General features: G+C 56.7%; 20 protein-coding genes. 8 read left to right on the plus strand and 12 right to left on the minus strand.

What is annotated here, in order from left to right; translation table 11 throughout:
• Positions 1-58: 58 nt before the first annotated feature.
• The 3 genes from CCALI_RS04920 to CCALI_RS04930 all read left to right on the plus strand — a co-directional run bounded on the left by CCALI_RS04920 (position 59) and on the right by CCALI_RS04930 (position 4,537).
• Positions 59-2,053: a TIGR03960 family B12-binding radical SAM protein gene (locus tag CCALI_RS04920; RefSeq protein WP_016482373.1), complete on the plus strand. Its 1,995-nt coding sequence runs from the start codon at positions 59-61 to the stop codon at positions 2,051-2,053.
• Between the two features lie 226 nt (positions 2,054-2,279).
• Positions 2,280-3,674 carry an RNA polymerase factor sigma-54 gene (locus CCALI_RS04925; RefSeq protein ID WP_016482374.1) on the plus strand — a complete coding sequence of 465 codons (1,395 nt, stop codon included), beginning with the start codon at positions 2,280-2,282 and terminating at the stop codon, positions 3,672-3,674.
• A gap of 95 nt (positions 3,675-3,769) precedes the next feature.
• Entirely contained in the window at positions 3,770-4,537 is a 768-nt protein-coding gene (locus tag CCALI_RS04930) for a cytidylyltransferase domain-containing protein (RefSeq protein ID WP_016482375.1), read from the plus strand.
• Here CCALI_RS04930 and CCALI_RS04935 read toward each other — a convergent pair.
• Genes CCALI_RS04935 through CCALI_RS04945 form a run of 3 tightly spaced genes read right to left on the minus strand, consistent with a single transcriptional unit; the run spans position 4,534 to position 8,018 of the window.
• Positions 4,534-5,745 carry a YfaP family protein gene (locus CCALI_RS04935; RefSeq protein WP_016482376.1) on the minus strand — a complete coding sequence of 404 codons (1,212 nt, stop codon included), beginning with the start codon at positions 5,743-5,745 and terminating at the stop codon, positions 4,534-4,536. The two genes, CCALI_RS04930 and CCALI_RS04935, sit on opposite strands and share 4 nt — an antisense overlap.
• On the minus strand, positions 5,746-7,287 hold the full coding sequence (locus CCALI_RS04940; protein ID WP_016482377.1) for a hypothetical protein: 1,542 nt from the start codon (positions 7,285-7,287) through the stop codon (positions 5,746-5,748).
• An 11-nt stretch (positions 7,288-7,298) separates the two neighbouring features.
• Positions 7,299-8,018, minus strand: coding sequence for a VWA domain-containing protein (locus tag CCALI_RS04945; RefSeq protein WP_016482378.1), 720 nt, complete (start codon positions 8,016-8,018; stop codon positions 7,299-7,301).
• 310 nt (positions 8,019-8,328) lie between these two features.
• Here CCALI_RS04945 and der point away from each other — a divergent pair, with 310 nt between their 5' ends.
• Positions 8,329-9,720, plus strand: coding sequence for a ribosome biogenesis GTPase Der (gene der / locus CCALI_RS04950; protein WP_016482379.1), 1,392 nt, complete (start codon positions 8,329-8,331; stop codon positions 9,718-9,720).
• A gap of 39 nt (positions 9,721-9,759) precedes the next feature.
• Here the strand turns inward: der and CCALI_RS04955 are convergent, their stop codons facing one another.
• The 3 genes from CCALI_RS04955 to CCALI_RS04965 all read right to left on the minus strand — a co-directional run bounded on the left by CCALI_RS04955 (position 9,760) and on the right by CCALI_RS04965 (position 12,973).
• Positions 9,760-11,661, minus strand: coding sequence for a vWA domain-containing protein (locus tag CCALI_RS04955; protein ID WP_016482380.1), 1,902 nt, complete (start codon positions 11,659-11,661; stop codon positions 9,760-9,762).
• Between the two features lie 2 nt (positions 11,662-11,663).
• Positions 11,664-11,987: a hypothetical protein gene (locus tag CCALI_RS04960; RefSeq protein ID WP_016482381.1), complete on the minus strand. Its 324-nt coding sequence runs from the start codon at positions 11,985-11,987 to the stop codon at positions 11,664-11,666.
• A gap of 83 nt (positions 11,988-12,070) precedes the next feature.
• Positions 12,071-12,973 (minus strand): sugar phosphate isomerase/epimerase family protein, encoded by a 903-nt coding sequence (locus tag CCALI_RS04965; protein WP_016482382.1) that lies wholly within the window; start codon positions 12,971-12,973, stop codon positions 12,071-12,073.
• Between the two features lie 164 nt (positions 12,974-13,137).
• On the opposite strand from CCALI_RS04965, the gene CCALI_RS04970 reads away from it, so the two are divergent.
• The 4 genes from CCALI_RS04970 (at position 13,138) to bcp (ending at position 17,024) form a co-directional block, all read left to right on the plus strand.
• Positions 13,138-14,274, plus strand: a complete 1,137-nt coding sequence (locus CCALI_RS04970) for a Gfo/Idh/MocA family protein (RefSeq protein WP_016482383.1) — start codon at positions 13,138-13,140, stop codon at positions 14,272-14,274.
• Positions 14,275-14,329: 55 nt separating this feature from the next.
• The gene (queD, locus tag CCALI_RS04975) at positions 14,330-14,710 is read left to right on the plus strand and encodes a 6-carboxytetrahydropterin synthase QueD (protein WP_016482384.1); all 381 of its coding nucleotides are present in this window, start codon (positions 14,330-14,332) and stop codon (positions 14,708-14,710) included.
• Positions 14,691-16,445 (plus strand): Rieske (2Fe-2S) protein, encoded by a 1,755-nt coding sequence (locus CCALI_RS04980; protein WP_016482385.1) that lies wholly within the window; start codon positions 14,691-14,693, stop codon positions 16,443-16,445. The genes queD and CCALI_RS04980 overlap by 20 nt, the downstream gene beginning before the upstream one ends.
• A 123-nt stretch (positions 16,446-16,568) precedes the next feature.
• Positions 16,569-17,024 (plus strand): thioredoxin-dependent thiol peroxidase, encoded by a 456-nt coding sequence (gene bcp, locus CCALI_RS04985; protein ID WP_016482386.1) that lies wholly within the window; start codon positions 16,569-16,571, stop codon positions 17,022-17,024.
• Positions 17,025-17,062: 38 nt separating this feature from the next.
• On the opposite strand, the gene CCALI_RS04990 is transcribed toward bcp, so the two are convergent.
• From CCALI_RS04990 to CCALI_RS14890, 6 genes are all read right to left on the minus strand, one after another.
• Positions 17,063-17,971, minus strand: a complete 909-nt coding sequence (locus CCALI_RS04990) for a Kdo hydroxylase family protein (RefSeq protein ID WP_016482387.1) — start codon at positions 17,969-17,971, stop codon at positions 17,063-17,065.
• Positions 17,972-18,447: 476 nt separating this feature from the next.
• Positions 18,448-20,745 carry an O-antigen ligase family protein gene (locus CCALI_RS04995; protein ID WP_016482388.1) on the minus strand — a complete coding sequence of 766 codons (2,298 nt, stop codon included), beginning with the start codon at positions 20,743-20,745 and terminating at the stop codon, positions 18,448-18,450.
• Complete coding sequence (locus tag CCALI_RS05000; protein WP_016482389.1) at positions 20,745-21,728, minus strand: glycosyltransferase family 2 protein; 984 nt, start codon at positions 21,726-21,728, stop codon at positions 20,745-20,747. Before CCALI_RS05000 ends, CCALI_RS04995 begins: the two co-directional genes overlap by 1 nt.
• 4 nt (positions 21,729-21,732) lie before the next feature.
• Complete coding sequence (locus CCALI_RS16290) at positions 21,733-22,143, minus strand: glycosyltransferase family 2 protein (RefSeq protein ID WP_052572332.1); 411 nt, start codon at positions 22,141-22,143, stop codon at positions 21,733-21,735.
• Complete coding sequence (locus CCALI_RS14885; protein ID WP_052572333.1) at positions 22,140-22,718, minus strand: glycosyltransferase family 2 protein; 579 nt, start codon at positions 22,716-22,718, stop codon at positions 22,140-22,142. The genes CCALI_RS16290 and CCALI_RS14885 overlap by 4 nt, the downstream gene beginning before the upstream one ends.
• A gap of 104 nt (positions 22,719-22,822) precedes the next feature.
• Entirely contained in the window at positions 22,823-25,768 is a 2,946-nt protein-coding gene (locus tag CCALI_RS14890) for a hypothetical protein (protein ID WP_155850480.1), read from the minus strand.
• Positions 25,769-26,030 lie beyond the last annotated feature (262 nt).

The following is a 26,030-nucleotide window of genomic DNA, read 5'->3' on the forward strand; positions in this document are numbered from 1 at the left end:
CACTCAGTATACTAAAACCATCCTGTAGAAAGGTTGGAGCACAGGAGGGATTTTGACGATGTGGACTCGCGAGCAGATAGATGCTGTGTTAGAGGATATTTTACCGCGTGTTAGCAAACCCGGTCGCTACACGGGCGGGGAACTGAACAGCGTTGTGAAAGATCATCGGACCGTGGATGTGAAATTTGCCATTGCTTTTCCCGATGCCTACGAAATTGGCATGAGCAATCTCGCTTGCAGCATTATTTACCACCTTCTCAATAAACGGGAAGATTGCGTTTGCGAGCGCGTCTACGCCCCTTGGCCCGACATGGAGCGCGAAATGCGTGCGGCCGCGCTTCCCCTTTACACGTTGGAGACCCACACGCCCCTCTCGGACTACGATTTCATCGGGTTTGCCCTCTCCTACGAACTCTCTTACACCAACGTGCTCAACATGCTGGATCTCGGTGGCATTCCGGTGCGCTCTCGCGACAGAGATAGGCTCCAACCCAACGGAAAACCCTACCCCATCATCATTGCCGGGGGCCACTGCGCGTTTAACCCAGAGCCGATGGCGCCCTTTATAGACCTCTTCGTTATCGGAGAGGCCGAAGAGGTGCTTCACCCACTTATAACATGTTTTAAACGCTATCGCCACCTTTCACGTGAGGAGCTGCTGCTGCAGCTTGCCCAGATTCCAGGCTGCTACGTGCCTCGCTTCTATGAACCCGAATACGAAAGCGACGAGGCTAGGCTGGCGCGACTTGAAAGCAGAGGCATCTCGCCAGAAGAGGCGGAACGCCTTGGTGATACCATGCCGCACCTGTTAGCGACCCGACGCCTTCACCCGGAGGTGCCCGCAAAAGTTGAGCGCGTATGGGTGAAGGATGTAGACGCTCTTGAGTACCCCACTAAACCCATCATCCCCTATATCGAAGTTGTGCACGACCGCATCTCTTTGGAGGTCATGCGCGGCTGCACTCGAGGTTGCCGATTCTGCCAAGCCGGCATGATCACTCGGCCGGTGCGCGAAAAGAGCCCGGAAAAGCTGATGCAACTTGCCGAGGAGTTGGTAAAGAACACTGGTCACGAGGACATCTCCCTTGTCTCTCTCTCCACCGCTGACTACAGTCGCGTGGAGGAGGTTGTTCAGGCGCTTATAGACAAATATGCCGGCAGTCGCGTGGGCGTGTCGCTGCCTTCTCTGCGCGCCGACCGCGATTGCGTAAAGCTGGTACAGGAGATCAACAAGGTTCGTAAAACCGGGTTGACTTTTGCCCCCGAAGCTGGCTCCCAACGGATGCGCGACGTTGTCAACAAAGGCGTTACCGAAAAAGATCTTTTTGCTGCTTGCGAGACGGCCTTCCAAAACGGCTGGCAGCGCATTAAGCTTTATTTCATGATCTCGCTGCCTACCGAAACCGATGAGGACGTTTTAGCCATTGGAGAGCTTGCCCATAAATGTGCCGAGATCGCCCGTAAGAACGGCGTGAAGAACCCGACCATTACCATCGGTGTGTCGGCTTTTGTGCCCAAACCCTTTACCCCCTTCCAGTGGCACGGGCAAGATTCGCTTGAGGAGATTGATAGGAAACAGCGACTACTTAAGCGCTCCCTAAAAGACCGAGCCATCTCCTATCGCCCCAACGAGGCGGCGAGCGCTCAGCTTGAGGCCGTGCTTTCCTTAGGTGACCGACGTATCGCCGATGCCATCGAGCTAGCCTGGCGGCGCGGCCAGGTGTTTGACGCTTGGGACGAGTATCTGGACTATGAGCGATGGAAGCAGGCCTTTGCGGATGCTGGCATTGACCTGCGTTTTTACGCGAACCGGCATAAAGACTACGAGGAAACCCTACCATGGGACCATATTGACTGTGGGGTCTCCAAGTCTTATCTGCGTGCAGAGGACAAACGCGCACGGTCTGCGCAGCTAACAGCCGACTGCCATACGGCGCCCTGCACCTTCTGCGGGGCTTGCGATAGGTCTTACCTTGAAAGCGGAAAGGCCAAACGAGAGAATCGCGCCTTTGTGCCCAACGCCTTGCCCATCATTCCGCTAACAGCCCGATAGCAGTGCCCGCTCTCCAAGCGAACCGTACTTGGGTGAGGAGAGCGGGGTTTTTCTATGGGCCAAAAGAAATCGCTTTACTTTTGGCTCACATAGCGCTATAATCATAGGTGTTTCACCAGCACAACTGAAACATTCGCGAGCTGATGCCATGCTTACTTTTATCCGATAATTCATCGCATTTTCGATTGCCTGTCCGAGCTGCCCAAAAGGAGAAGAGAGGCTCGTTATGGCGTTTTTGCAGAACGAACAGAAGCAGGTTCAAACCCAAAGGCTCGATCCAAAAGTCTTTCTCACACAAAGGCTCCTGCAGCTCAATGTGCAAGAAAGGCTACAGAGCATTGAGAACGAGCTTCTGGAAAACCCTGCCCTCGAACTTACAGAATATCTCGAATCGGCCGGCGACGGGGGGGATAGACCCTATACCGCAGATGGGGAGGCAGCTCGTACCGATCTAAAAGAACGCGCGGACCCCTTCTTATCTCTGCAAGACTCCGAGAACTCTCTCGCCAGCCATCAGACGCCTATCGAGTTACGCGACCATCTTACCAATCAACTTCACCTGCTTCCGCTCTCTCCTAAGGAACAGAGGGTGGCCGACTACCTCATCGGCAACTTAGACGACAATGGCCTGCTAACCGAGCCCATCCAGAGCATTGCCCATGACCTAAAAGTTCCTCTAGAGACAGTTGAAAAGGTTTTAGCCAAACTACAAACGCTAGATCCACCTGGCATTGCCGCACGAAGTCTGCAAGAGTGCTTAATCCTTCAAATTCAACATCTTTTACCCGACACCCCTCCGAGCACGACGGCATGGGAGACCGCGCAAACGGCCTATCGTATCCTCAAAGAGTGCTTTGACGACTTCGTGTCCCACCGTCATCACCGAATTTGCCGACGCCTCCTTCTCCCACGCAAAACCGTGCAAGCCGCTGTGGATTTCATCACCAATCGCCTTACTCCTTACCCCGCTGCCCGCTTCGGCACGCTCTGGAGCCGTCCCTTTGGAGAGGCTGTTATCCGGCCCGACGTCATCATCCACCGTACAGAAACCGGTTTCCAAATCGAGATCGCCGGCTACGCCCCAGAGCACCTACGCATTAGTCCCATGTGGCAAGAGGCCTTTGAGAAGTATCAAGGCGTTCGAGTCGAAGCGGAAGAGATAAACCACGTGCGTGAGTATGTTCGCAGGGCCAGCCTCTTTATAGAATGCCTGCGTAACTGCCACAAAATCTTGCGCGCCATCACGCGCGAGCTCATCCTCTACCAAACGGCCTTCATTGAGACCGGGCAAGTGCAGTTTCTTCGACCTCTCACCCGCAACACACTGGCCGAAAAACTGGGCGTGCATCCGTCTGTAGTTAGTCGAGCTACTTTCAATAAGTACGTGCGCCTTCCTAATCTCGAAATACATCCGTTCGACATCTTCTTCGACTACTCCCTTGTCGTTAAAACCGCCCTGCAGCAGATCATTGCAGAGGAAGACCCCAAAGCACCCTTCACCGATAACGAGCTAACGGTAAAGCTCTGCGCTATGGGCTTTGATGTGGCACGGCGAACCGTGGTAAAGTATCGAGAGCAGTGCCGCATTCTTCCCTCCCATCTTCGCAGGCGTTATAACTGACCTTTTTCCTCTCTCAAGCCGATAATTTGTACAGGCCACGGTTCAATAAGTCTGTACAAGACATTCGGCATCTCATCTCTTAGAGAGGAAGTTTCATGGAAGAAACAAACCCCCATCCACGCGTGCTCGCCATCGTGCAGGCGCGCATGGGAAGCTGCCGACTACCCGGCAAACCGCTATTGTCCTTAGGTAACTCAACCATTATCGAGCAGACCCTACACCGTATTCGCGCTGCAGAGATCGTTTCTGAGATCGTCGTTGCCATTCCCTCTCATCCTGAGAATCGGCCCCTACTCCAGCTGTGTCGCAAGCAAAACATTCCCTGTTTTGCCTACGAGGGTTCCGAAGAGGATGTGCTATCGCGCCTGCTGCAGGCCGCCACGACCTTTCATGCCGACGTTATCGTGCGGGCTTTTGCCTGTGACCCGCTTCTCGAGCCCAAAATGCTCTGGGCCGCCACCCGTTATCAACTTGACACCGATATGGATATCGTCACCGTGGGGCGATTGCCAGAAGGGACCGCCTGCGAGGTGATGCCCCTTCGCACTCTTATCCATCTCGACAGCTTTTGCAAAAGCCGAGAGGATCGAGAGGAGGTAACCTCTTTTTTATGGCGTCATCGAGAGTTGTTCGACTGTGCTATTCTACCGGCCCCACTCAGTTTGCGAATGCCAGGAATCCGCTTACGCGTCCAAACAGAAGAGGATTACGAGCTGTTGCGCTGGATTTTTAGCACAGTTGCCCCTCGACCAAACGGGCTGATCGCCGTGCGCGACGTGCTTGATCGGCTTCTGCATCACACCGAACAGCTGCACAAAGCTATCGGAAGCTACGCCGTGGTTCACGACCCAAAAGCCGCTTAGCGAGGCGCTTTCATCTTAGGAGGAACCGTACGCACCACCCCAACACCGTGGGCCCATTGAGGGCGCAGGCGCATCGGCTCCAAAACAGGCAACGCAACCTCCTGCACAGGTTCCTCCGGCAGCGCCTCCTCCGCAAAAACGAGGAGAACCATCAGACCGATCAGCGCTCCAACAAGCGTCGCTGCCAGCAAGCGCCCCATCGCATCGCTCCCCACTCTCAGAGCATCATTCAGACACCATGCCGCCAGCAACCCCGCCAGCCCACCTGCATTACGGGTGGCTCGCAGTGGCCAGTGCGGAATCCATCGGGAGCACTTCACCCCAACCAACAGCCCTACCACCAACCATCCAGCATAACGACCGAAGTTTTCCCAAAGCGGCGGCATTCCCATCCCCGCGCGCACACCGCCCCACAACAGCAGATGAAAAACCAGCTGCCCACAGCCGCCGGCCAGAAAGCCCCACCCTGCCATACGTCCAGCCCTTAATAGCAACTGCAGGCGGGTAAAAAGAAACGGCACGCCCTGTCGCCGATAGACCCACCACAAACCGCCAAGAAACGCCAACGCCATTAGACCTACAATCAACCCAACCCACAGCCCAACGATAACGAACTCCTCCAGCAGAAAATTGGAAAGTGCCGTCAATGGGGTTGTGGTGGCAGGCCTCACGGTAAAATCGGTTACCTCCACTGTTTGGTGAGGCCAAAGGCTCCCTTGATACTGCTTTATGTGCCCCCGCACCATCACCCGACAGCGAAAAGCGGTTGGGTCGGGGTCACCATGATTCGCATAGTAGTGGACGAAGACTCGGTAGGTTCCTAACGGAGCCTCTCCGTAGGGCCAAAAGATGTTTTCAACTGGGGTAGAGGTCAGATGTTCAACGCTCGCGTTGGCATCTACATCGAGCTGCCCACCTGTTGGTGAACGCCGATGCATAAACCAGATTCTCACACCGGAAGGGTCTACACACCAGAGATCGAGATCGTTACGGTTGTTCCACGACAGCGAGATCTGTACCTCACCGCTCTGTCCTCCGGCCTGCTCAACACGGCGCGAAATATCGCTGCGATAGATCAGCAGAGGCCACATGCTGCTAGCAAGGAGGTTGGCTACCGGCCGGGTCTGCAGAACCATTTCAAGCAGTAGAGCGGTCAACAAACAGGCCGCACCGCCTATCAGAGCAAAAAGCACCCGAAATCGCCACATCTACCACCGTCCCGCCAAAAAACCGTTTCGCGAGGCTGGGGCTGGCTTCGCGATCTCCGGCTGCTCCGGTAGCGGTTCCATCGCCCCTACAAGGTTTTCGAGCATCTGCTGCAATCTAGTCGCCTCGCCCACGGCGGCAGCGCGCGCAGCCTGCCGTCGCTCACTTATCACACTTGGCAATGTGGGGGTGCTCAAATTCAACCGCTGCTGTTCCATATCGGCCAACTCCGTCCGTAGCTCCTGCAGCGTCTTCTCCATGCCTTCCAAAGCATAGGCATGTTGCAGAAGCTCCTGAACGACCGGATCTTTGGAACGCGCCTCCATCACGGCCCTTTGTTGGTGCCTCAACCATGCCCGTCGCATCTGTTCTTCGACCTCCGACCAGCCCTTTGTGCTCTTATACAGAAGATAAGGGCCGCTAATCAGCAGCCCTATCAACATGTAGATGGGCAAGGGCATCTCGTGGTCTTGATCAGAGCGCCTATCCTGCACACGCTCTTCGCGCAGTATCTGCTGGTGGTGCAACATACGCAGCCCCATGCCTTCCGCCGTGACTTCGGCCAGCCCCAACACCAGCGCCCCCACCAAGCAGAGAACAGCTATGGTGGTCTGCTTATGTAGGCGCGGCACCCGCACCGCAGAATCGTAGGCCTCCAAGCTTCGGCTCAGCATGCCCACGACCGCATGGTATATCTCTCCCATAAGGTACACGATAACAAAGCCCAGCGCCGCAGCCACTCCCAGCCGTGGCAGCCCGTCGGCCCTAAGCAGCGTATCCAAGTCAAGCAACCCCACCAACGTTCCCAAACAGAGGGCCAGCAGAAGGCCTGCCACCAACGGGGCCAATATCTGCATAAACATATTGAGGAGCAGCGCAAAAAAGCCCTTTTGCTCTTCCGGCCGCACACCGTGCTCTCCGGCAATCTCGTCTAGGTCGGGTATCTCTTCAAGCGCCTCGATCACCTTGCGCGGCTCAACCGCAGCACTAGGACGCTGTTCTCCCCCCTGCGAGGCCATTTCCTGCTTTAGCAGCCCGTCCGGCAAACGTAGGCCGGCGCGCCCCACGCTCTCGGCAAAACGGCGTCGCTCCTGCAAAAGCTCTATTCTCAGCTCCGCTTCGCGCTCACGCAACAACTCGATCTGCTTCGCCAGCCGCGCCTGTTCTTTAGCGTTTTCAGCTTTCAGCTGCTCCAGCAGCTCCTGAACCTCATGTTCTACCGCACGCTGCTCCTCCGTGGCCGCCACCGCACGCGTCCAGTAGTTCCAACGCAGCAGCCAAAATCTTCTGGGAAAATCGCGACAATGTCCCTCTAGCTGGTTCAGCAAGGCCTCTTGGCGCGCTCTCTCCTCCGGAGACAAACCGATAGGCGGCACGTGCCAAACCATGTCACTCGCAAACCCACTCGGCCAAAAGAGAGCCTGCTTTGTTGCCTCCGAGGCCCCTTTCACCTCCATGGAAGCTGAGGAAGGTTCCTCAACGCGCCCATTCACAACGGCGCGTCCCTCTTTTTCTAATCCCGCAACCACATCCGGATCGTCCATTGTTTCCCTCGCTATTTCGCCTTATTGGGGGACTCCAGCAGTAGGCGCAAGCGTTGCAGCCCCTCCGCTGCATCCTGGCGCCCGGTTACAATTAACCTGTTGCCAAAAATCGGCATCAACCTTCTTTCAAGTTCCGAGCGGAAGCCGTTTCGCGATGTCACCCCACAAAACCACACCGCTTTTAAAGAGCTGATCTGCGCAAGCTTTTTGGCCTCCTCAACGGTCGTGCGCGGGTTTTCATCCTCTCCATCGGTCAGCATTAAAATAGCGGCCGGCTCGCCTTGCGACTGATCGGCACTAACCTCGCGCACCATCTCTTTAAATGCCACTGCAGGAAAGGTGCCCCAGCTCGTGGGGTGCAGCGCCATCACCTCATCCTCTGTCGGCCATAGGTCTTCTGGACGCACTGGCACGAGGTCGGCAAACTTATGCGCATTCACATCAAACGACCATATCTCCACATGCGATCCTTGCGGTAGCACCTCCGCCACCGTTTCATCCAGTACGCCGAACATCTGTTTGCGCGACTGCATGTGAACACTGCCTGTGACATCGGCCCCCACCAGGAGGTCTACCCTCTTACCCGAACGCGCATGAGAAAACATATAGGCGCCGGCTCCCACAAGCCCTGCCAAAAGCGCGAGAGCGGCCACAGCGGCGATCATTTCAGAAGGTTGGAACGAGCCCAGTTTTCGCCCGTTCTGGCTTCCTCGTTCGCTCCATCGAGCCATAATGCCTTGTCTCCTTCCAGCAGATGAAAACAGTGCCTCAACAGGAAAGTATACGGCCGGATATCCGGCTCTATTCTCAAGATATAGAAAAGTTCTTGCTTAAAACGGCAAAACCCTCTTTCTTTTAAAGACGTTTGGCAATGCGAACTGTTTCCATAAACTCCCTCCTTGACAGAAGTCCCTATAAACAGGTAGATTCGCAGGTAGAGTTGCCTCTTCGTCGGTTGGAACGGTTTTATTTATCGTATGACTTTCCACCTTGGCTGCCCTATCGCATTGATGTTTTAACCTTTATCGCGTCAAATGAGCTATGAACCAGATAAAGCCAAACCGTCCTCTTGTTGCTATTGTGGGTCGTCCCAATGTAGGCAAATCGGCCCTCTTTAATCGGCTCGTGGGGCGTCGTGTTGCCATCGTGGAAGATACGCCGGGTATTACCCGCGATCGGCTTTACCAACCGGCCCAGTGGCGTGGGCATCACTTTACTGTGATAGATACCGGGGGAATCCTTTTCAGCGACCAAGACCCTCTTACCGTTCAGGTCCGCGCGCAAGCTCAGATCGCTATGGAGGAGGCGGCTCTCATCCTCTTTGTCGTGGATGCCGCCAGCGGCCTTACGCCTACCGACCAAGAGATCGCCGACACTCTACGGGCCTCCCTCCGCCCCGTTCTTCTCGTCGTCAACAAAACCGATAATACGCGACTGGAACAACATGCCGCCGAATTCTACGCCCTAGGCTTTGCCGAGATCTACCCCGTCTCCGCCATTCACGGTCACGGGGTGGCCGATCTGCTCGATCGAGTCATCGCGCTTTTACAGCAAGAGAAGGCACTTGTGCCCAGCGATCTCAAGGAAGAGGAGGAGTCCATTCGTCTGGCCATCGTCGGCCGACCTAACGTGGGCAAGTCGTCTCTACTTAATGCCATCCTCGGCGAAGAGAGGGCCATTGTAAGCCCTATGCCTGGCACCACACGCGACGCGCTCGACACGCATTTCACCTGGAGCGAGCAACCGCTTACTCTCATAGATACCGCCGGCATTCGTCGCAGCGGCAAGGTGCAGGGCACCGTGGAGTACTACATGGTGCTTCGCGCCCGAACCGCCATGGAGCGCAGCGACGTGGCCTTGGTGGTGGTAGATGCCGAGGCCGGTATTACGGATGGCGACAAACGCGTGGCACAGCTCGCCCAAGAGGCTGGCCGCGCGTGCGTGATCGTCGTCAACAAATGGGACCTTGTTGACCCCCAAATTCTAAACTCAAAAGGGAAACTCTCGGCGGCCTCACGCAGCCGTATTTTGAAGTTTACCGAACAGTTCCGTCGCGAGTGCTCTTTCCTGGACTACGCTCCCCTCGCGTTTGTATCGGCGAAAGAGAGATTTGGAGTGACCAGTGCCATTGAAACCGCCATCGAGGCCGCGCAAAACCATGCCCATCGCATTGCGACCGGTGAACTAAACCGGCTGATTCATGAGGCCATATCGAAGCATCCGCTGCTCGACAAAGGGCGCGCCTTCAAAGTCTACTACGCCACCATGGTGGGCGTACGGCCCCCCACCATTGTGTTGTTCTGCAACGAACCGGAGATGTTTCACTTCTCCTATCGCAACTATCTGGAGAACCAACTGCGCGCGGTCTATCCGTTGGAGGGTACCCCCATACGTTTCCTTACCCGCAAGGCCGAAAACCGTCCCAAGGTGTAACCTGCCGCATAGGTGACCGAATGGGTGGTTAGCCTGCAACTACCCCCGCACAAAAAACGGACGGCGATGGAACAGGTACCACTCGAACCCCAACGCGATGAGAGCCAGTAGAACAAGCCATGGCAAAAAGGGGTGTAGGACGACAACCGGTTTCCCACGCTCTGCTTGTGGATTGGGCGCCTCAAACGGCAACTTCTTAACCGGCGCAATGTTGGAGGCTTCGGGGTTGTTCAAGCTAATGGCAAAAAGCCCCCTATCGTTCGCGGTGCGCCCCCCTATGCCTACCGGATAACCACTTGTTACCGAATAAAACCCGCACTGGTCGGTGTCGTTAAACAGAGCCCGCCCGTCCGGCCCTAAACCCACCCGCCTTGCAGAGCCATCTGGCAGACGCACCAACACAGATGTAGCCCCAGGCGCTGCCGCCAACGTCACCGGCTGCCCAGCGCGCGAGGGCAAACCTTCCGTCGCCTCCCCCGTCGCCAGCCAACGGACGCTCTCAGAGATCAAAATGGGAAAAGCAACCGATAACGGAAGCCGAGACTGATCGGGGTCAAAGGCAAAGAAGAGCGATCGCGTTGGGCCATCCTCCCCCTCCACGATCAACGGCCCTGAATCGCCCGTTACCACCTCGCGCGCCCACGGTTTGGGGGTAGACAAAAGCACGTCATCAAAACGCTGGTTGGTTAAATCCACATAGCGCATCACGGGGTCGGTATGCTGCCAGTCCACCGTCTCCACGCTGGCTGTTGCCCCCGTCAGCTGTGCTGGGCTGCGGTCGCCAGAGCAGTGGATAAAAAGGTAGTGCCCTGGCGGAAGCGTTTTTGGCGCCGCGTTATAGAAAATGACCACATCGTATTTTTGCGCCACGGCATCGCCCGGATAGTTCGGCGACACATCTACCTGAAGATCGGGGTCTACCTCCAAAGCGTTCTCTAAAAAGATGTTCTCCGCCCCTGTCAGCAAAACTTTAAAAATGCGTTTGGGCGCCAACACCAGGTAGGCCGTATTGTCGGTGCTAAGGTCGTCCTTTACATCCAAATGAAACTTCAGCGGCAGCGCCCCTGGCGGCTCCTGCATCGCGTAGGTGTCGGTATGCGTAGCGCCAGGGCCTAAAGAGATCTCGCGGGCATCCACCAACTGCTTGCCCGCATACAGCTCCTCAATAAACTTGCGGGGATGCGAGGAAAAATTCTGGGTAGAGGCCAGCACCTCGAGCCCATGCTGATAGCCCACCAACCTACGGTAGTCAAAAGCCACAATGCCCACGTTGTCATCGCTTTTGCCGACGATGTAGGCGCGCAAACCGATGTTGTTGCCCAGACTAAGAGAGGCGGTATCCATGTGCGAAAAACAGCCATCGGTAACCAGCTCGATAAGCCCCCCGTTCCCCGTCGTCTGGGCCAGCTCCGAAGCCAGTTGCAGGGCTGTATGCATATCGGGGGGCGCCTCCGAGGCCTGCAGGGTACCGATGGCACGCCGCAGCTCGGTGCGATTATCGGTAAAACCGGTAAGGGCTTGCGGCGAGCTACCGGCCGCGATAACGATCATCCTGTCTCCCGGGCGCAGCTGGGATATCAGGCGATAGGCCACCTCTTTCGCTTGGTCAAGACGGGTGGGAGAGCCATCGGTGGCTCGCATCGTCACGCCGGTATCCACCACCAAAACCAGCGTACGTCCCCCTCGCGTAAGCAACCGCAGCACCGGTTGGGAGAGCGCCAAAATAAGCAGTAGAGCGATGAGAAGCTGCATCAACAACAGCGGATTATAACGAAGTTTTTGGAAAGGCGCGTTGGCCTGCACATCCCGAATGACCTGCTGCCAAAGGTAGAGTGAGGAGACCTCCACATCCTTGCGACGCAGTTTCAAAATGTAGAGCAAAATAATGGCACCCCAGATGAGAGGCAACCAAAGCAGGCTCCAGGGGCTGAGCAGGTGCATCGTTAGACGTTCCGCTGATACTGAGGGCTTTCCGTTTCTTGAAGGGGCCTGACAATGCGCTGCTCAAGAGTCTGCACACGGCGCTCCAGAGTCTGCATACGGCGCTCCAGAGTCTGCAACGCGGTATCGAAACTCAGATCGTACTGTGTGGTTGTATCCCGAAGCGACTGCAGCTCCTGGCGCAAGGCAGCGATCTCGGCGAGAACTTCATCGTTCATTCGCCCACGCGTCTCCAACTCCATCTGCCTAACCTGTCGCAGGTGCTCCGTCCAAATAGCCGACAACGGCACCGCAAAAATAATCAGGACAATAAGAACGCCTATCATTCTCTTATTCCTCCCTGCAAAGCGTGTTGCTTACCTAACATTGTAGACTAAAAGCAGCCTTTTTCGGTTTCGAAAGATCCCTTTTAAGCAAGATGATACTCGGCCATCTTCGCGCGTAAGAATTGCGCCGACCGTTGTAAATGCTCGATGCCCCGCTCGGCATCCTCCCCATCCTCAATGCTGATCCACCCCTGAAAGCCCACGGACGACAGCAGCGAAAAGATCTTGTCGTAGTCGTTCATGCCTTGTCCCACGACGCCGTGTCGCAAGAAAGGAGCGTAGCCCTGTTGAGGCGAATAGGCCATACGGCGCAGCTCGGCCAGAGAACCGCCCTCCAGATAGCGATCGCTAGCGTGCATGCTGATGACCCGATGTTTTACCTGCTCTAGGAGGACGATAGGGTCGTCTCCGGCCAGAAGGGCGTTGGAGGGATCGTAGTTTACGCCAAACCATGGGGAGGGAGGAATAAGCGAGAGCAGTTCCAAAAAGCGTTCTTGTTGCCAGGCCAGTTCGGGGTACTGCCAGAAACCATCTTTATAGTGGTTCTCTAAGGCCAGCTTCACCTGAAAACGCTCGGCCGTGGGCAACAGTTCGGTGATGGCCTGGGCCGCAAGGCTCAACCCCATCGGCACATCTAGGCCGGGGCGTGCCTGTCCACTGAGCACGCGGCAGGTCTCCGCCCCAAGCCGTGCGGCCACCTCCACGGCCCATTTCGCCCTCTCAACCTCGGCCCTCCAGGCTTCGCGATCCGGCTGCGTAAAGTCGGGCGAGTAGCACAGCATGGCGATCCGAAGTCCTCGTCTCTCGGCTTTACGGCGCAACGGCTGCAGCGCTTGGGGCGAATCGTGGGGCAGAAAACCCCAATAGAGCTCTAATCCATCAACCTCCAAATGGGTCGCTGCCAGATCGATCCACTCCTCTGGGGTCATCGTGCGAGCGACGCAGAGGGCGTGGAGAAAACATTTCGGAAAAGCTGCCAACGGCATAGAGGCCTCCTTTATGTTAGAGGTTCGTCATGGCTTGTTTTTCCTCCTGCCATCTCTTTTCAGGGGGCTTCTTCAAACCGGCTCAAAACGACGGCATAAGCGATCGCGTTCTACCGCACCTTGTATAGAGGGTATCCTAAATAGAGATAACTTGTTGAGGAAGGATGGACTTCGTAGTGAACGTGACGACAGACACAACGCCCACCCGCATCGGCATCATCGGTTGCGGCAACGTTAGCGGCATCTATTTTGGGGCGGGAAAACGTTTTCAGAACCTTGAAATCGTTGCCTGCGCCGACATGCTCATGGAGCGTGCGAAAGCACAGGCGGAAAAATACGGCGTACCCAAGGTGCTCTCGGTAGACCAACTCTTGGCCGACCCGGAGGTGGAGATCGTTGTTAATCTCACTATTCCCAAAGCGCACGCTGAGGTGGCTTTAGCGGCGTTGGAGGCGGGCAAACACGTGTACTGCGAAAAGCCTTTAGCCGTCTCGCGAGAGCAGGGCCGCCACATGATATCTCTTGCCCGACAGAAGGGACTACGTATTGGCTGTGCCCCGGACACCTTTTTAGGGGGTGGACATCAGACCTGCCGTAAACTCATTGACGAGGGGGTCATCGGAGAGCCCGTTGCGGCCTCCGCCTTTATGCTGTGCCACGGGCACGAGTCGTGGCACCCCGACCCAGAGTTCTACTACGATAAAGAGGGCGGCGGCCCACTGCTAGATATGGGGCCTTACTATCTCACCGCGCTTATCAACATGATCGGTGGCATACGGCGCGTCGCTGGGGCTGCGCGCATTACGTTCCCCGAACGCACCATTACCAGCCAGAAGAAGTACGGCACCAAAATCGTGGTCGGCACGCCGACCCACATCGCCTCCACCCTTGACTTCCACACGGGGGCCATCAGCACGCTGGTTACCAGCTTCGATGTGTGGGCGCATCACATGCCAAATATCGAGGTGTACGGCGCCGAAGGCTCTCTGCTGGTACCCGACCCCAACGGCTTTGGCGGGCGCGTGTTGGTAAAGCGTCACGACGAACCGGAATGGCGTGAGGTTCCCCTCGTCTACGGATATACCGATAACGCACGAGGGCTCGGAGTGGCCGATATGGCCGCTGCTATTCGCTCGGGCCGCCCCCATCGTGCCTCTGGCGACCTCGCCTTTCATGTGCTCGACGTTATGCTAGGCATTTTAGAATCGTCAGAACAAAATAGGCACTACTTCCCAGAAACCACGGTCGAGCGACCGAAAGCGCTGCCGCTAGGCCTTCAGGACGGTGAGATAGACCTCTAAGCTCCCAAGGATAAGCCGCCATCGGCAGCCATCCTGCGGAAGGAGGTGATACGAATTGGAGCTGTTTAAAGAGTTTTATATCGAAGCGGCGCATCGCCTTCCTCATGTGCCAGAGGGCCATAAATGCGCGCGTCTGCACGGACACTCTTTTCGTATCACCATCTATGTCAGCGGCTCTCCAGACCCCCAGTTGGGATGGGTTATGGATTTTGCCGACATCGGCGAGGCCTTTCGTCCTCTATATGACATGCTCGATCATCGTTACCTTAACGAAATCGAGGGTCTAGAGAACCCCACCAGCGAGAACCTCGCCCGATGGATTTGGCAGCGGTTGAAGCCCCGATTACCGGGGCTTTGTCGCATCGTCATTCAAGAGACCTGTACAAGCGGGTGTACTTACACAGGAGAACAAGACCATGACACAAGCGTTGTCTGAAACGTTCGTGCCTGTAGCCGATCTCGAGCAGCTGAAGGCACAAGGCTGCCTTACCGCCGAAGTTCAGGGGCGCACGGTAGCTCTCTTTTGGCAGGATAACCAGGTTTACGCGGTGGATAACCGTTGTCCGCACATGGGCTTTCCTCTTCATCAAGGCAGCCTTCGTTGCGGCATTCTTACCTGTCACTGGCACCATGCCCGGTTCGACCTTGCCACCGGAGGCACTTTCGACCTTTGGGCGGACGACGTAACCGTTTATCCCACGCGCCTAGCCGACGGCAAAGTCTGGGTGGACATCCGGCCCGCCCACGAAGCCGACCTCAGCAAGCATCGCAAGCGTCTGGAGCACGGTTTAAAGCACAACCTACGTTTGGTTATTGCCAAAGCGGTGCTTGGGTTAGAGGGTTTTGGGGCCCAAGGGCATCGGGAGGCGATCGAGGTAGGTGCGGAACTGGGTACACGCCATGCTCGCGAGGGCTGGAACGCAGGGCTCACTATTTTTACCGCCATGGCCAATATTCTGCCGGCGTTGGAGGCGGCCGATCGTCCCTTGGCGCTCTACCATGGTCTTAGCCACGTGGCCTCTACGGTAGCGAACCAGCCTCCTCTCTTTCTCCCCGACCCTTTGCCGCAGGCCCAGGTTGCATTGGAACGGCTTAAGGCCTGGTTTCGGGAGTTCATCGAGGTGCGCGACACCGTCGGTGCCATGCGGGTTCTTCACACCGCCATCGTAGCGGGCCACTCGCTTTCACAGATTGCCGACATGGTTTTCGCCGCCGCTACAGACCACCTCTATCTCAGTGGAGGTCACGCACTAGACTTCACCAACAAGGCTTTTGAGCTTTTAGAGCAGGTCTCTCCACACCTTACCCCTCAAATTCTACTGAGCGTCGTGCCCGTTTTGGCGAATGCGCATCGCAGCGAGGAGTCAGCGAGTTGGCGGCACCCCATAGACCTCGCCAACCTACTCACCTCCGCATTCGCGGAACTACCGGGGATCCTTCAAAAGGCTTCATCTGCCAAATGGCAGTGCACTCCCGCCTTTCTTGAGACTCTGCTTGGGGAGGATCCGTTTGCCATTGTGGAAAACCTACAGGCCGCTCTTCTTCAGGGAGCTCGCTTTGAACAGCTTGCTGGCGCCGTTGCGTTGGCCGCAGCCTATCGGATAGCTTATTTCCGTACCTCCAATGAATTCAGCGACTGGATAACGGTTTTGCACACCTTTACCTACGCTAACGCCGTACATCAGGCCATGCGTCGTGCGCCCTCCCTGGAGCTTCTACGCGCCGTTTTCGACGGCGCTCTCAGCGTCTACCTAGCTCGATTTCTTAACACCCCACCGGCGCCGCTACCGCGTCCTCTCGATGCCATTCAAGAGCCTCTCACCACTCTGCTCGATAAGCTCAACAGCCAGAACCAGGTGGAGGCGGTGGCGCAGCAGGTGCTTACCTGGCTAGTACAGGGTGGCTCGGAGTCGAAGCTATTAGCGACCCTAGGGCAAGCTCTTTTACGAGAGGATGCCGAGTTCCACACCTATCAGATGGTTGAGGCCGGATTTCGCCAGTACCGCAACCACGGCAATACCCCCGAAGGACGCATTTTGCTGATGGCGATAGCCCGTTATCTCGCCGCGCACTCGCCCACTTCCCGCGCCAATCTACAGACCTACCAGGTGGCCTTACGACTTCACCGAGGGGAGAACCTGTATCTGTCGGAGTCGGGCGATTCTTCGTAGTGCGCTTCGCTGCTGCCTATGTGTAGGATGACGTTTGAGCCATCCCTTGCGCCACCCTGTTGGGGGCGCGGCATGTTGCTCTCGTCGTATCGCGGATGTGTTTTTAGAGAAAGAGGAGGTTTTATGCTGAAGGAAGGCGATCTCGCCCCCGATTTCACCCTACCCGACCAGGAGGGTCATCCCGTAACGCTTTCGGATTTACGCGGAAGAACGGTAGTCCTGTTTTTCTATCCGCGTGCCGACACGCCGGGCTGTACGGCAGAGGCCTGCGGGTTTCGCGATATGGCTCAGCGATTTCGCGAGCGTGGCATTGAGCTTTTAGGCATTAGCCCCGACGCGCCCAAGGCGCAGGCCAAATTCGCCGAAAAGTACCAGCTGCCCATGCGCCTGCTTGCGGACACCGAACATAAGGTAGCCGAGCTTTACGGGGTGTGGGTGGAGAAAAAGCGCTATGGCCGCACCTATATGGGCGTGGAACGTAAGACCTTTGTTATTGGCCCAGACGGGCGCCTAACAAAGATTTTTCAGAAAGTCAAGCCCGAAGGCCACGCAGCGGAGGTTCTTTCCGCCCTAACCTGAGTCACTAGGCGGGCGTCTCTGCAAACCAGCGGACGGTTTTATGCGGACGGCGCGAGCGGTTTACCAGCAAGTCGCTCTAGCACGGCCACCGGTGCCAGTTCGGGGAACTGCATGGCGCTGCGAGGCACGATGCAGGTCTGTTCGAGGGCATACTGTCCGGAGGTCACGGCATGGGCGATCTGGTCGGTGAAGCATATCCAGCTAGCGCCTGGTGGGAAGTGAAAGGTAAAGAGTCGTTCATTTTTCTGAAAGCTTTCGTTGGCCTTAAGAAAGTGGTGAAATCCCATCATAAACTGATCGTAGGGGGAGGGGACATCGGAGCGCACGCCCAGCATCCGTGTGATATAGGCTCCGGTGCGTTGAAGCGTTGCCGGCAGGGCAGTTACCTTCTGGAGTCCGGCCTCTTTGGCATAGCGTTGTGCGAGCTGTTCGAAGGGGCCAGCAGTCACCCAAACGCGGTCTCGGTCGGGGCTAATGTTGGTAAAGAGTCTGAGGATACGTCCCCCGTGGGTAGGGCGTGTGGGGAAAGCATCCACATGCATAAGGTCATTACGGCGGCTTAGGGGCAGATCGCGGCCCTGTTCTTCGAAGGGTCGAAAGCTCGCGTAGTCCACCTTCCAGGCTTTAGCGTAGGCGGGCAGGAGGTTCGCGAGAAACTGAAGGGCTCCTTGGGCATAGGCTTTCATAATGCGTTTGAGGCGTTGAGCATCTTCCGGGGTTTCGTTTTGGGCTCCGGTCAGTTTATCGAGGGGTGTTTTGTAGGCGATATTCTTATGAATTTTAGTATCGGCCTGATGTTGTCCTCGAAGGAAGGCGGCATCTTCCTCGTTTGGTGCGAAGGGCGTTTTTTCGAGAAGGAGGATATTTCCTTTTTCGAGGTGTTCATAAAGTTGGGCCGTGTAGTGGGGTTGGCCTATTTGTTCAAGCTGGATAGGTACAAGCTGCATAGCCTCTATCCTCTTCCTTTCATTAGGTGGATATAGGGTTGTCTGTGGGGTTTTCCGAGTTCATTCTCTATGGAGGATATTATAACCCATTCGCAGCCCTGCCAGAACCCTCTCCTTCTGGGAGAGGGAGTTATGTTGCAGAGTCCCTTCGCCTTTCGAGTTTCAATCCTTACCGACTCCGTATAGCCGGTGCCACTTCAGATGCTCCTTCATAGTTTGCCGAACGCCATGTTTGTTTGCACTGTGAGCGTAGTAAACCATATCTAACTCTCCCTTCCCAAAAAGGCTCTTCAACAGTTAAAATACCAAGCTGATCCGGAAAAGCCGAAGATACAGCAAAAAAATTTTTCTGCTCGTTCCCAGCTTACAACGGTAGGACTTCGATGCGACGATTCAAGGCTGCGCAGAAACTATGAATTACAACAATAATGCAAGGGCAAATATTATAAAAATCCAAGTAGGGTCTGTTTTATCCTTTAAGAAGACGGTGGGCTCGTGGGAGCGACTTGATCGTTCCTGTGATCTTGCTGTACCCTCGACTCCTCTTGTGCCACTGCCGCCAATGCGGAGGCCCCCGCATGCGTCTGCCTTAAGGCCTGTCGCCAATCCGCAAGCACACGAAGGTAGAGCTGATAAAGCGCCTCTCGCTTCGATGCCGGCATGATGGCATAGGCCTGCGTGTTGCGACGTGACCAGTAGAGCCGCATCAACGCATCGGCATCCTCCAAATGCTTCAGCGCCTCCGCACTTTGCCCCTGGCGCATCTCTATCTCCGCAAGCCCTACCTGGCCATACACAAACTCCGTCTCCACAAGCTCGTCACCCATCGCTCGTACGGTGCCGTAGGGCGCGTGCTCCAACTCCGTCATGATGCGATAGATGTTCTCGGCATCTTGCGTTTTCCCAACCGCTAAAAAGGCGTCGCCGAGGTGGTGCAGCACCTGCAGATTGTTGGGGTCGAGCGCGTATGCGTGCTGATAGACCGCTACCGCCTGCGCCCCCTGCCCCTGTTTTTCATAAAACTGGCCAAGACGGTAGTAGGCCTTCGCTATCGGCGCCACCCTTATGGCCCGCTGAATGGCCGCTTGCTCTTGGGGGAATAGCCCTTCCATATCGTATATCTCCCCTAACTCTAAATAGAGCTCGGGGTCGAGAGGGTCAGCTTCCGTCGCGGCTTTCAACCGCTCTATAGCCACCTCGGGCTGCTGGTGAAAGAGCGCCTCCGCCGCCTGAGCACGCCAGCCTGCAGCGAAACCGAGCTGCCCAGAGCGTAGCACTAGCCCTAATGCCACAAGGCCGGCTAACATCAAAGAGGAGCGCCTTAGCGCCGTTGGAAGCTGGGTGGACAACGGGGCAATGTCCCTGGCCAAGCCCACGGCAAGCCCAAAACAGAGGCCCACCGTCAAGGCGGTGGCAACGACATACCAATCCGAATCGACCAGGGTCTTGATGCCCGACGCTAAGAGCGCCGCTAAGAGCCCGCACAACAGCACGGCCGGCTCCTCAAACAGCCTATGAAACGACTCTAAAATATCGCCCGCAGGGGCCGACAGCGCCGCTCGTCGCAGGCGCAAGGCATTGGCGGCAAAGGCGCTTGCCGCCGCCAGAAGCATCAATAGCAAACAAAGCCCTACAAACCCGGTTTCCGAGGCCCACTGCAGCAGGCTGTTGTGCGCATGGGCCGTAAAGGCCACCAAGGCGTAACGTGGATAGGCATAGGTGAAATTACCTATCCCCACCCCAAAGAGCGGGTTGGCTTCGGCCATGCGCAGCGTGCCATGCCAAGTGTAACGCCGAAATAATAGCGAATGACTTTCTGCCCCAACCCTCGCCAACCCCGACGCACCGGTGTCATTTTCTGCTGAGCTTTGTACTGGCCTCGATGCAGACGCCTGCGCTGCGGAGACCGGCGTAGCCCGAAAACGTAGGGGGGTGGAGGCGACCACGAAACTCAGCAACAGTACCCCCAAACCGAGGGCGGGAGACCTCCAGCGACCCCGAAACGCGCCAGACCAAACGCACAAAAAAAGCCAGGAGAGTATCCCTATACACAGAGCGGCTAGGCCGGCCCGCGATGCGCTCAACGTGATGCACCCTCCCTGCAAAAAGAGCGCAAACCCGGCGGATAGCTTGAGCAACCGCTCTCGAGACGCCACCCAAATCGCGAGGGTAACCGGTAAAGTAAGGAGCAAATAGCCCGCTAGGAAATCGGGATTGAGAAAGGTGCCAAACACGCGATGGGAAAAAGCGCCCTGCTTCCATGCGGCAAGGTATTCGTTGATCCCCAGCGCAGACACGAAAAGGCCCCCCAACATGAGGGCGATAAGCAACGTGGCAAAAGCGTCTTTATTGCGGCTTAAGCGCGAAGCCAGTGTGCCGGTGGTCAACACCGCCACAAGCAGCGCCAGCGTGTCTACCCCCAAATAGAGCGCGTGCGCTTGCCCTAAAGAGAGCGTGGCCCAACCCAACACGCAGAGCCCTAGCACGGTTAACGCCGGAGCACCGCCAATGGGCATGGGCCTTATCCACTCGCGCACAACCGCGATGAGAGCCGCCAAACCCACGAGCAGCATCATAAGCGGTACCCCAATGGCCTGAAGCCAATCCAGCAGACCGATGGGCGGGAATAGCCCCATGGCAGGCAACACCACAAAGCTTGCGGCCAACAGGGGTGCCAGAACGACCATAAGGCCTAGTAACACAACCACCATCCAATCTAAACGGTCGAATCGCTTTCGCTCTGTGGCACGCGTCTCTTTGATATCGGCTTCCATTAGCTTGAACTTCCCTTACGCCTACGCGGCTTTTCGGCTCCGCGCAGTTTGCGAATCCAGTAGTCCCTACGAAATTTCAACATGGTGCCAAGGGCTCTTAGCATGATGCCTACAGGAATAAGCGGTCGTAGCCAAATGGGAGTAGAAGCGCGATAGTGTTTTTTGTAGAAGATATACTGGCTTCGATGAAACTCATAGGTCATGCGCGTGGGCACCTTATCGCTGCTCTTTCCTATGTAATGATAGATCACGGCCTCAGGAAAGTAGACAACACGCCAATGGGCTTGAGCCCCCTTCCCCAAAGCGTTGCGCAATCGGTCGGGGAGAGGCGCGTGGGTCGCCCGCCAACAGAGGTCTACATCCTCGCAATACATGTAAAAATCCTCGTCGAACCCACCTATCTGCTCCACCAACTCGCGCCGAATAAAGAGCGCTGCGCCCGATACCCAGTCCACATCGCGCACGCTGGCATGATCCCAATCTTTCATGAGATAGTCGGCGGCAAAACGGTTGTTCGGAAAGAGGCGCCCCAACAGGGTGTTTCGGAAGAGGCCGGCTGCCAAATTCGGATAGCGACGGCAGGAGTATTGCAACGAGCCGTCCGCATTTAAGAGCTTCGGCCCTACGATGCCAATATCGGGGTGCTCGTCGGCAAAGCGTACAAGGGCACTTAAGCTGCCTTTGGTTACTAAGGTATCCGAGTTGAGAAAGAGGAGATATCTCCCCCGTGCATACGGCAGAGCGGCATTGTTGCCCGCCCCAAAGCCCACGTTGCGTGGATTTACCAGCAGGCGAACCTGAGGGAAGTGCTGCGTTACCATCTCTCGGCTCTCGTCCTCACTGGCGTTATCCACCACGATAACCTCAAAGGATACGGTCTCCGACGACTCAAAGAGCGATTGCAAACAGGCCTGCAACAGCTCACAGGTGTTCCAGTTAAGGATGATCACGCTTAGATCGCATACAGCTTCGCCCGAAGTCACCCCTCTAAGTCCTTCCTTTTGGGCTTTCCTGTTGGACACGCTGCCGACGTTGTCGTGCCTGCCACCAAGCATACGGCCACGATAGCAGGGCGACGAGGAGGCGCAGCGGAGCGTAGACCCAGCCCCCATAGTGGCGTGCGTAGAACCGCAAAAGCCCTCGTCGCGATTCCCATGCCATGGCGGGCGCAACCTGGCTCGTGCTCGCGCCCCCATAATGCACGATCTCGACCTCCGGCGTAAAATAGATTTTCCAGCCCTTGCGTTTGCAGCGCAAGCACCAATCTACCTCGTTGAAGAAGATGGGAAAGCCCTCGTCCAACATTCCCACCTGCTCCACCGCTTGACGTCGTAACATTAAAAAGGTTCCCATGGGCTGATCGACCTCTGCCACCTTGTCGTAGGTAAACCAGGTCATTCGATAGGCGCCAAAAAACGATTTTTTGGGAAGAGTCGGCTCAACCCTATCAACTCCCACAAGACTCCTAAAGGTGTAGGGAACCCGCGTACCGATCGCTCGAGCGTTCCATCGGGATGGACCTGCCGCACCCCAATCGCCCCAGCTTCGGGATGCTGCTCCATAAACCGAACGGCCTTTTCTAGCCCGCCTTTTGGCAGCAACACATCGGGGTTTAACAAAAGAATGTACGCTCCACGCGCCCGTTCTATTCCCTGATTGTTTCCCTTTGCATAGCCGTTATTCACCGCATTCGGTAGGAGAATCACCTGCGGATAAGCTTGCTGCACAGCCGCGACGGTGCCATCCACACTCGCATTATCCACCACGATAACCTCAAATGGAAACGGCGGTGGCGCCGCATAGATCGATTCGAGCGCGCGTAAAAGGAGATCGCGTGTGTTCCAACTGACGATCACAATGGAGAGCGTTATTTCACACAAACTCAACTCCTGCCCATACTCTTGGTCACAACCCTTAAGGCTGCATTTGTTGTACCCGAAACAGGCGTTTCCGTAGGCGCTCCCCCATACCATCCTTCCCCTCCCTATGGCTGTAGGGGCGAAACGGGCAGGCACAGGGGCACATGGGCAGGCACGGGGGCACATGGGCAGGCACGGGGGGCCTGCCCCTCCTGCCCCTACGATTGATGGTTTTGTACTGCCACACGGCCGTGCACCCCTAACATCATCTGGCGTGCTGTTGAACGCACGAAAGGATTGGAATCGGTGAGGGCGTTCTCTACCGCCTCAAGCACCTCCGGATCGGAGGCCTGTGCGAGTGCCCATAGCAGGGCATAGCGTGCCTCTGAAGGCAACTTGGCACACCAAAATGCGATCTCTTGCGCATAGCGCCTCTCTTCGTCCACATAGTGCGAAAGCGCCATGAGAAGCAACAACAGATTTTCCTCGCTCTGCATTGCGGCAAATACGGCATCGTGCACCTCTCGATTTCGATAGACTGTAGCCAGCGCCTTGAGCTCATCTGGAACCCCTGGGGGCAGAGCGTTTTCTTCACTGAGCGCATTGCGCAAAACCTGCGTCACGTAGTCCGGATCGTAATAGAGATAGCCTAGGCGACACGAAACGATCTGCGCTGCGGCCAACAGGGCGTCTGGCGCGCAGCGGAAAGGGTTCCAATGAACGACGCGCTGCAGCTGCAGCGCGTGCGCCGCGGCGTCGTCTCCGGCCTCTGCTAGGCGCCTTATCTGCTCCAAGGCGCTCTCCTCGTCTTTTCCAAGCAACCAACGAACCACCCCAGCGCGCGTAGCTTCTGCACCTTGCGGCAGCTCATCTAAAGCGTTCAAGGCGCTCTCCACCGTATCCGGCGGCATGTCGCACAAAGCACGTAACAGAGCGTAGGAGGGCGATACCAAAAAGCGCTTCAGCAGCAAACGGGCTTGTTCCGTATCTTTTCCTTTCTGGGCGAGAGCCACCAGCAGTTCGCACTGAACCTCTTCAGGAAGCCACTGAAAACGCTCTAGAAATCCCTCCTCCTCCAGCAACGTATGCCCAAATAGCACACAGGCGATATAGCCATCGCGCAGCCGCCGACGCGCTAAGAGCTCATCGCTCGCCCCCTCTGGCAAAGGCACCTCTAGCGCCTGCAGAAGCGCCTGAACGGTGGAGTTATCTAACCAGACCAGACGTAAGAGCGCGACCGTTGCCCAAAGGGATGGCTCTTTCAAGAGACGCTCGAGCCAAAAATGCTCGTACCGCTCTCCTCCTACCGCTCCGAGTCGCTCTGCTGCCTCCGCCCGAATGTCCGCAGAAACCCCTTCCCCCTCCAACAGCTGACGGGCGAACTTTTCTACTGCGCGAGGCGCCAAAGCTTCTAACGCCTCCGCCATAGCCAACCGTACCCGCAGACTCTCATGGCTTTCCAAAATCTTGCGAAAACGTCCCCGTTCTACGCTAGGATCTGCCTGTAGAAGACCGCGCAGATGCCACCGAATGGCGGGCTCCAGCACACGAATGGGCTGCTCGAGCAGTAGCTCAAGCCACTCCCAAGCGGTTCGACGAGCCAGCGGCAAACCTTCCCACTGAAATGGTGGGGTCTCCGCCTTTGAAACGACTTCAGCGGACAACAACGGCGTTGTCGGTTTCTGCTTGGCCTCTTTGCGTCTTTTAGAGAGACCAACAAGCCACATACGTATTCCTCCTATCCATTGCGGTCGCCCGCGCCAATAGATCCCTATTCCACTAGCCAACAGGAGCAAACCTAATATAGGGACGAGATGAGGAAATGGCAGATGGGTTTGAACCACCTGCGAAGCGACCTGGTTTGCAACAGGGACATGCCTGCCAGGAGATGCCCAGCCGCCTGGTTCTGCACTCCCTGCACTTTCCTCAGCCTCCTGCCTCTCCGGAGAAGGTCGCGCCCCTCCGCTCGTCTGCGATGCCGCGGGGGCGGTAGGCCTCCCTGCTCCAGCGGGGAAGGGCGCCCTGCTCCAGGCAATCGCAGGATTTCCTGGTAACCCTAGGAGAGGCCTTGAGGGGAAGGGCGTCGGCCTTGAGGAAGATCGTGCTACGTACCCGTTTCGGGGCGCTTCTTGCCCTAGAAAGGACACGCTCCCGCCACCAAAGCCCTTTGGCACTGCCTTGTCTGGCAATGCTCCAACGGGGCGAGCGCCCCCTTTTCCTTCCGCAGCGGTGCCGCTAAGCCGCTCAAAACCGTAGTGAAACAGGGTAAGCGCCTCGGTTTGCCAATGGTCGCTGTGCAGCAGCACCACGATGACCCGATGCCCCTTTTGTGCGGCAGCCCCCACATAGCAAAAACCGGCCTCATGGGTATAGCCGGTCTTTACGCCATAGGCTCCAGGCAACGTCCACAAAAGACGGTTGGTATTCACCAATACGCGCGGCCGAGCCTCGTTGGGCCGATGGAGAACGTAGGTTTTCGTGCGCACCGCCTGCGCAAACGTCGGAATGGTGAGAGCCGCTCGTGCCAAAAGGGCCAAATCGCGCGCGGTGCTTACCTGTCCTGGCGCCGGTAAGCCGGTTGGGTTCACAAAATGCGAATGGCGCGCGCCCACTTTTTGCGCCATGGCGTTCATTAACCTGACGAAGGGGGCCGCGGGCTCGCTCGCGTACCGCCCTTGCTTCCCCTCAAGACCATTACTGAGGTTTCCCTCCGCCTCAGCAACGGCCTCTGCCGCATCGTTTGCGCTGATCAGCAACATGGCATAAAGCAGATCGCGCGCAGGAATCTTCTCGCCAGCCCGTAAGCCTAAGCGATCGCCAGGCAGGTGTGCCGCATACGGAGAGATGGGAATGAGCCTCGTAGGGGGAACCGATTGGGCGCACAACATGCCGGTGACGATCTTTGTGGTGCTGGCTGGCGGGAAAGGTTTATCGGGATGCAAGGCCCACAGCAATCGGCCCGAATCGGCATCCATCACGGCAGCGGCTTTGGCGGTTAATTTCGGGAAAGAGTGGTTAGGGGCGGCGCTGGCATGGCAGAGAAAGCAGATGCCCCAGCCAATAAGGAGGGCGCTCTTGCCCAGAAAATTGCACGATCTTCTGGGGGCTCTCGCCTTGATCTTGACGACAACACCACCGCTCCTTCGAGCTATTCGTCGAATCACTCGTAGCACCGCCCCTTGCGCATCTCGTTAAAAACGGGCGATCCCGACCAAACCGGAAAGGCCCATGTCTATTATCGGTTTCCATTTGTCGGTTCGTTTTTTGCCATCTTTATCCCTCTCCCTAGAGAAGAGGGAGATAACCGTAGGGGCGACCCCCTGTGGTCGCCCAATGCCCCCCATGGTTGCCCGATTTCGGTGAATTGTGGAATTCAACGGGCAGGCACGGGGGCCTGCCCCTACGCAACATTACACATCCCTCTCC

This window comes from Chthonomonas calidirosea T49 (assembly GCF_000427095.1).
GTDB lineage: Bacteria > Armatimonadota > Chthonomonadetes > Chthonomonadales > Chthonomonadaceae > Chthonomonas > Chthonomonas calidirosea.

Excerpts from the sequence above, each read along its gene's own strand:
- bcp (WP_016482386.1), top strand. The coding sequence starts at position 16,569 with ATGCTGAAGGAAGGCGATCTCGCCCCCGATTTCACCCTACCCGACCAG.
- CCALI_RS04930 (WP_016482375.1), top strand. The coding sequence starts at position 3,770 with ATGGAAGAAACAAACCCCCATCCACGCGTGCTCGCCATCGTGCAGGCG.
- CCALI_RS04935 (WP_016482376.1), bottom strand. The coding sequence starts at position 5,745 with ATGTGGCGATTTCGGGTGCTTTTTGCTCTGATAGGCGGTGCGGCCTGT.
- der (WP_016482379.1), top strand. The coding sequence starts at position 8,329 with ATGAACCAGATAAAGCCAAACCGTCCTCTTGTTGCTATTGTGGGTCGT.
- CCALI_RS04955 (WP_016482380.1), bottom strand. The coding sequence starts at position 11,661 with ATGCACCTGCTCAGCCCCTGGAGCCTGCTTTGGTTGCCTCTCATCTGG.
- CCALI_RS04945 (WP_016482378.1), bottom strand. The coding sequence starts at position 8,018 with ATGGCTCGATGGAGCGAACGAGGAAGCCAGAACGGGCGAAAACTGGGC.
- CCALI_RS04965 (WP_016482382.1), bottom strand. The coding sequence starts at position 12,973 with ATGCCGTTGGCAGCTTTTCCGAAATGTTTTCTCCACGCCCTCTGCGTC.
- CCALI_RS04920 (WP_016482373.1), top strand. The coding sequence starts at position 59 with ATGTGGACTCGCGAGCAGATAGATGCTGTGTTAGAGGATATTTTACCG.
- CCALI_RS04925 (WP_016482374.1), top strand. The coding sequence starts at position 2,280 with ATGGCGTTTTTGCAGAACGAACAGAAGCAGGTTCAAACCCAAAGGCTC.
- CCALI_RS04960 (WP_016482381.1), bottom strand. The coding sequence starts at position 11,987 with ATGATAGGCGTTCTTATTGTCCTGATTATTTTTGCGGTGCCGTTGTCG.
- CCALI_RS04970 (WP_016482383.1), top strand. The coding sequence starts at position 13,138 with ATGGACTTCGTAGTGAACGTGACGACAGACACAACGCCCACCCGCATC.
- CCALI_RS04990 (WP_016482387.1), bottom strand. The coding sequence starts at position 17,971 with ATGCAGCTTGTACCTATCCAGCTTGAACAAATAGGCCAACCCCACTAC.
- CCALI_RS04940 (WP_016482377.1), bottom strand. The coding sequence starts at position 7,287 with ATGGACGATCCGGATGTGGTTGCGGGATTAGAAAAAGAGGGACGCGCC.
- CCALI_RS14885 (WP_052572333.1), bottom strand. The coding sequence starts at position 22,718 with ATGGTATGGGGGAGCGCCTACGGAAACGCCTGTTTCGGGTACAACAAA.
- CCALI_RS16290 (WP_052572332.1), bottom strand. The coding sequence starts at position 22,143 with ATGACCTGGTTTACCTACGACAAGGTGGCAGAGGTCGATCAGCCCATG.
- CCALI_RS04995 (WP_016482388.1), bottom strand. The coding sequence starts at position 20,745 with ATGGAAGCCGATATCAAAGAGACGCGTGCCACAGAGCGAAAGCGATTC.
- CCALI_RS04980 (WP_016482385.1), top strand. The coding sequence starts at position 14,691 with ATGACACAAGCGTTGTCTGAAACGTTCGTGCCTGTAGCCGATCTCGAG.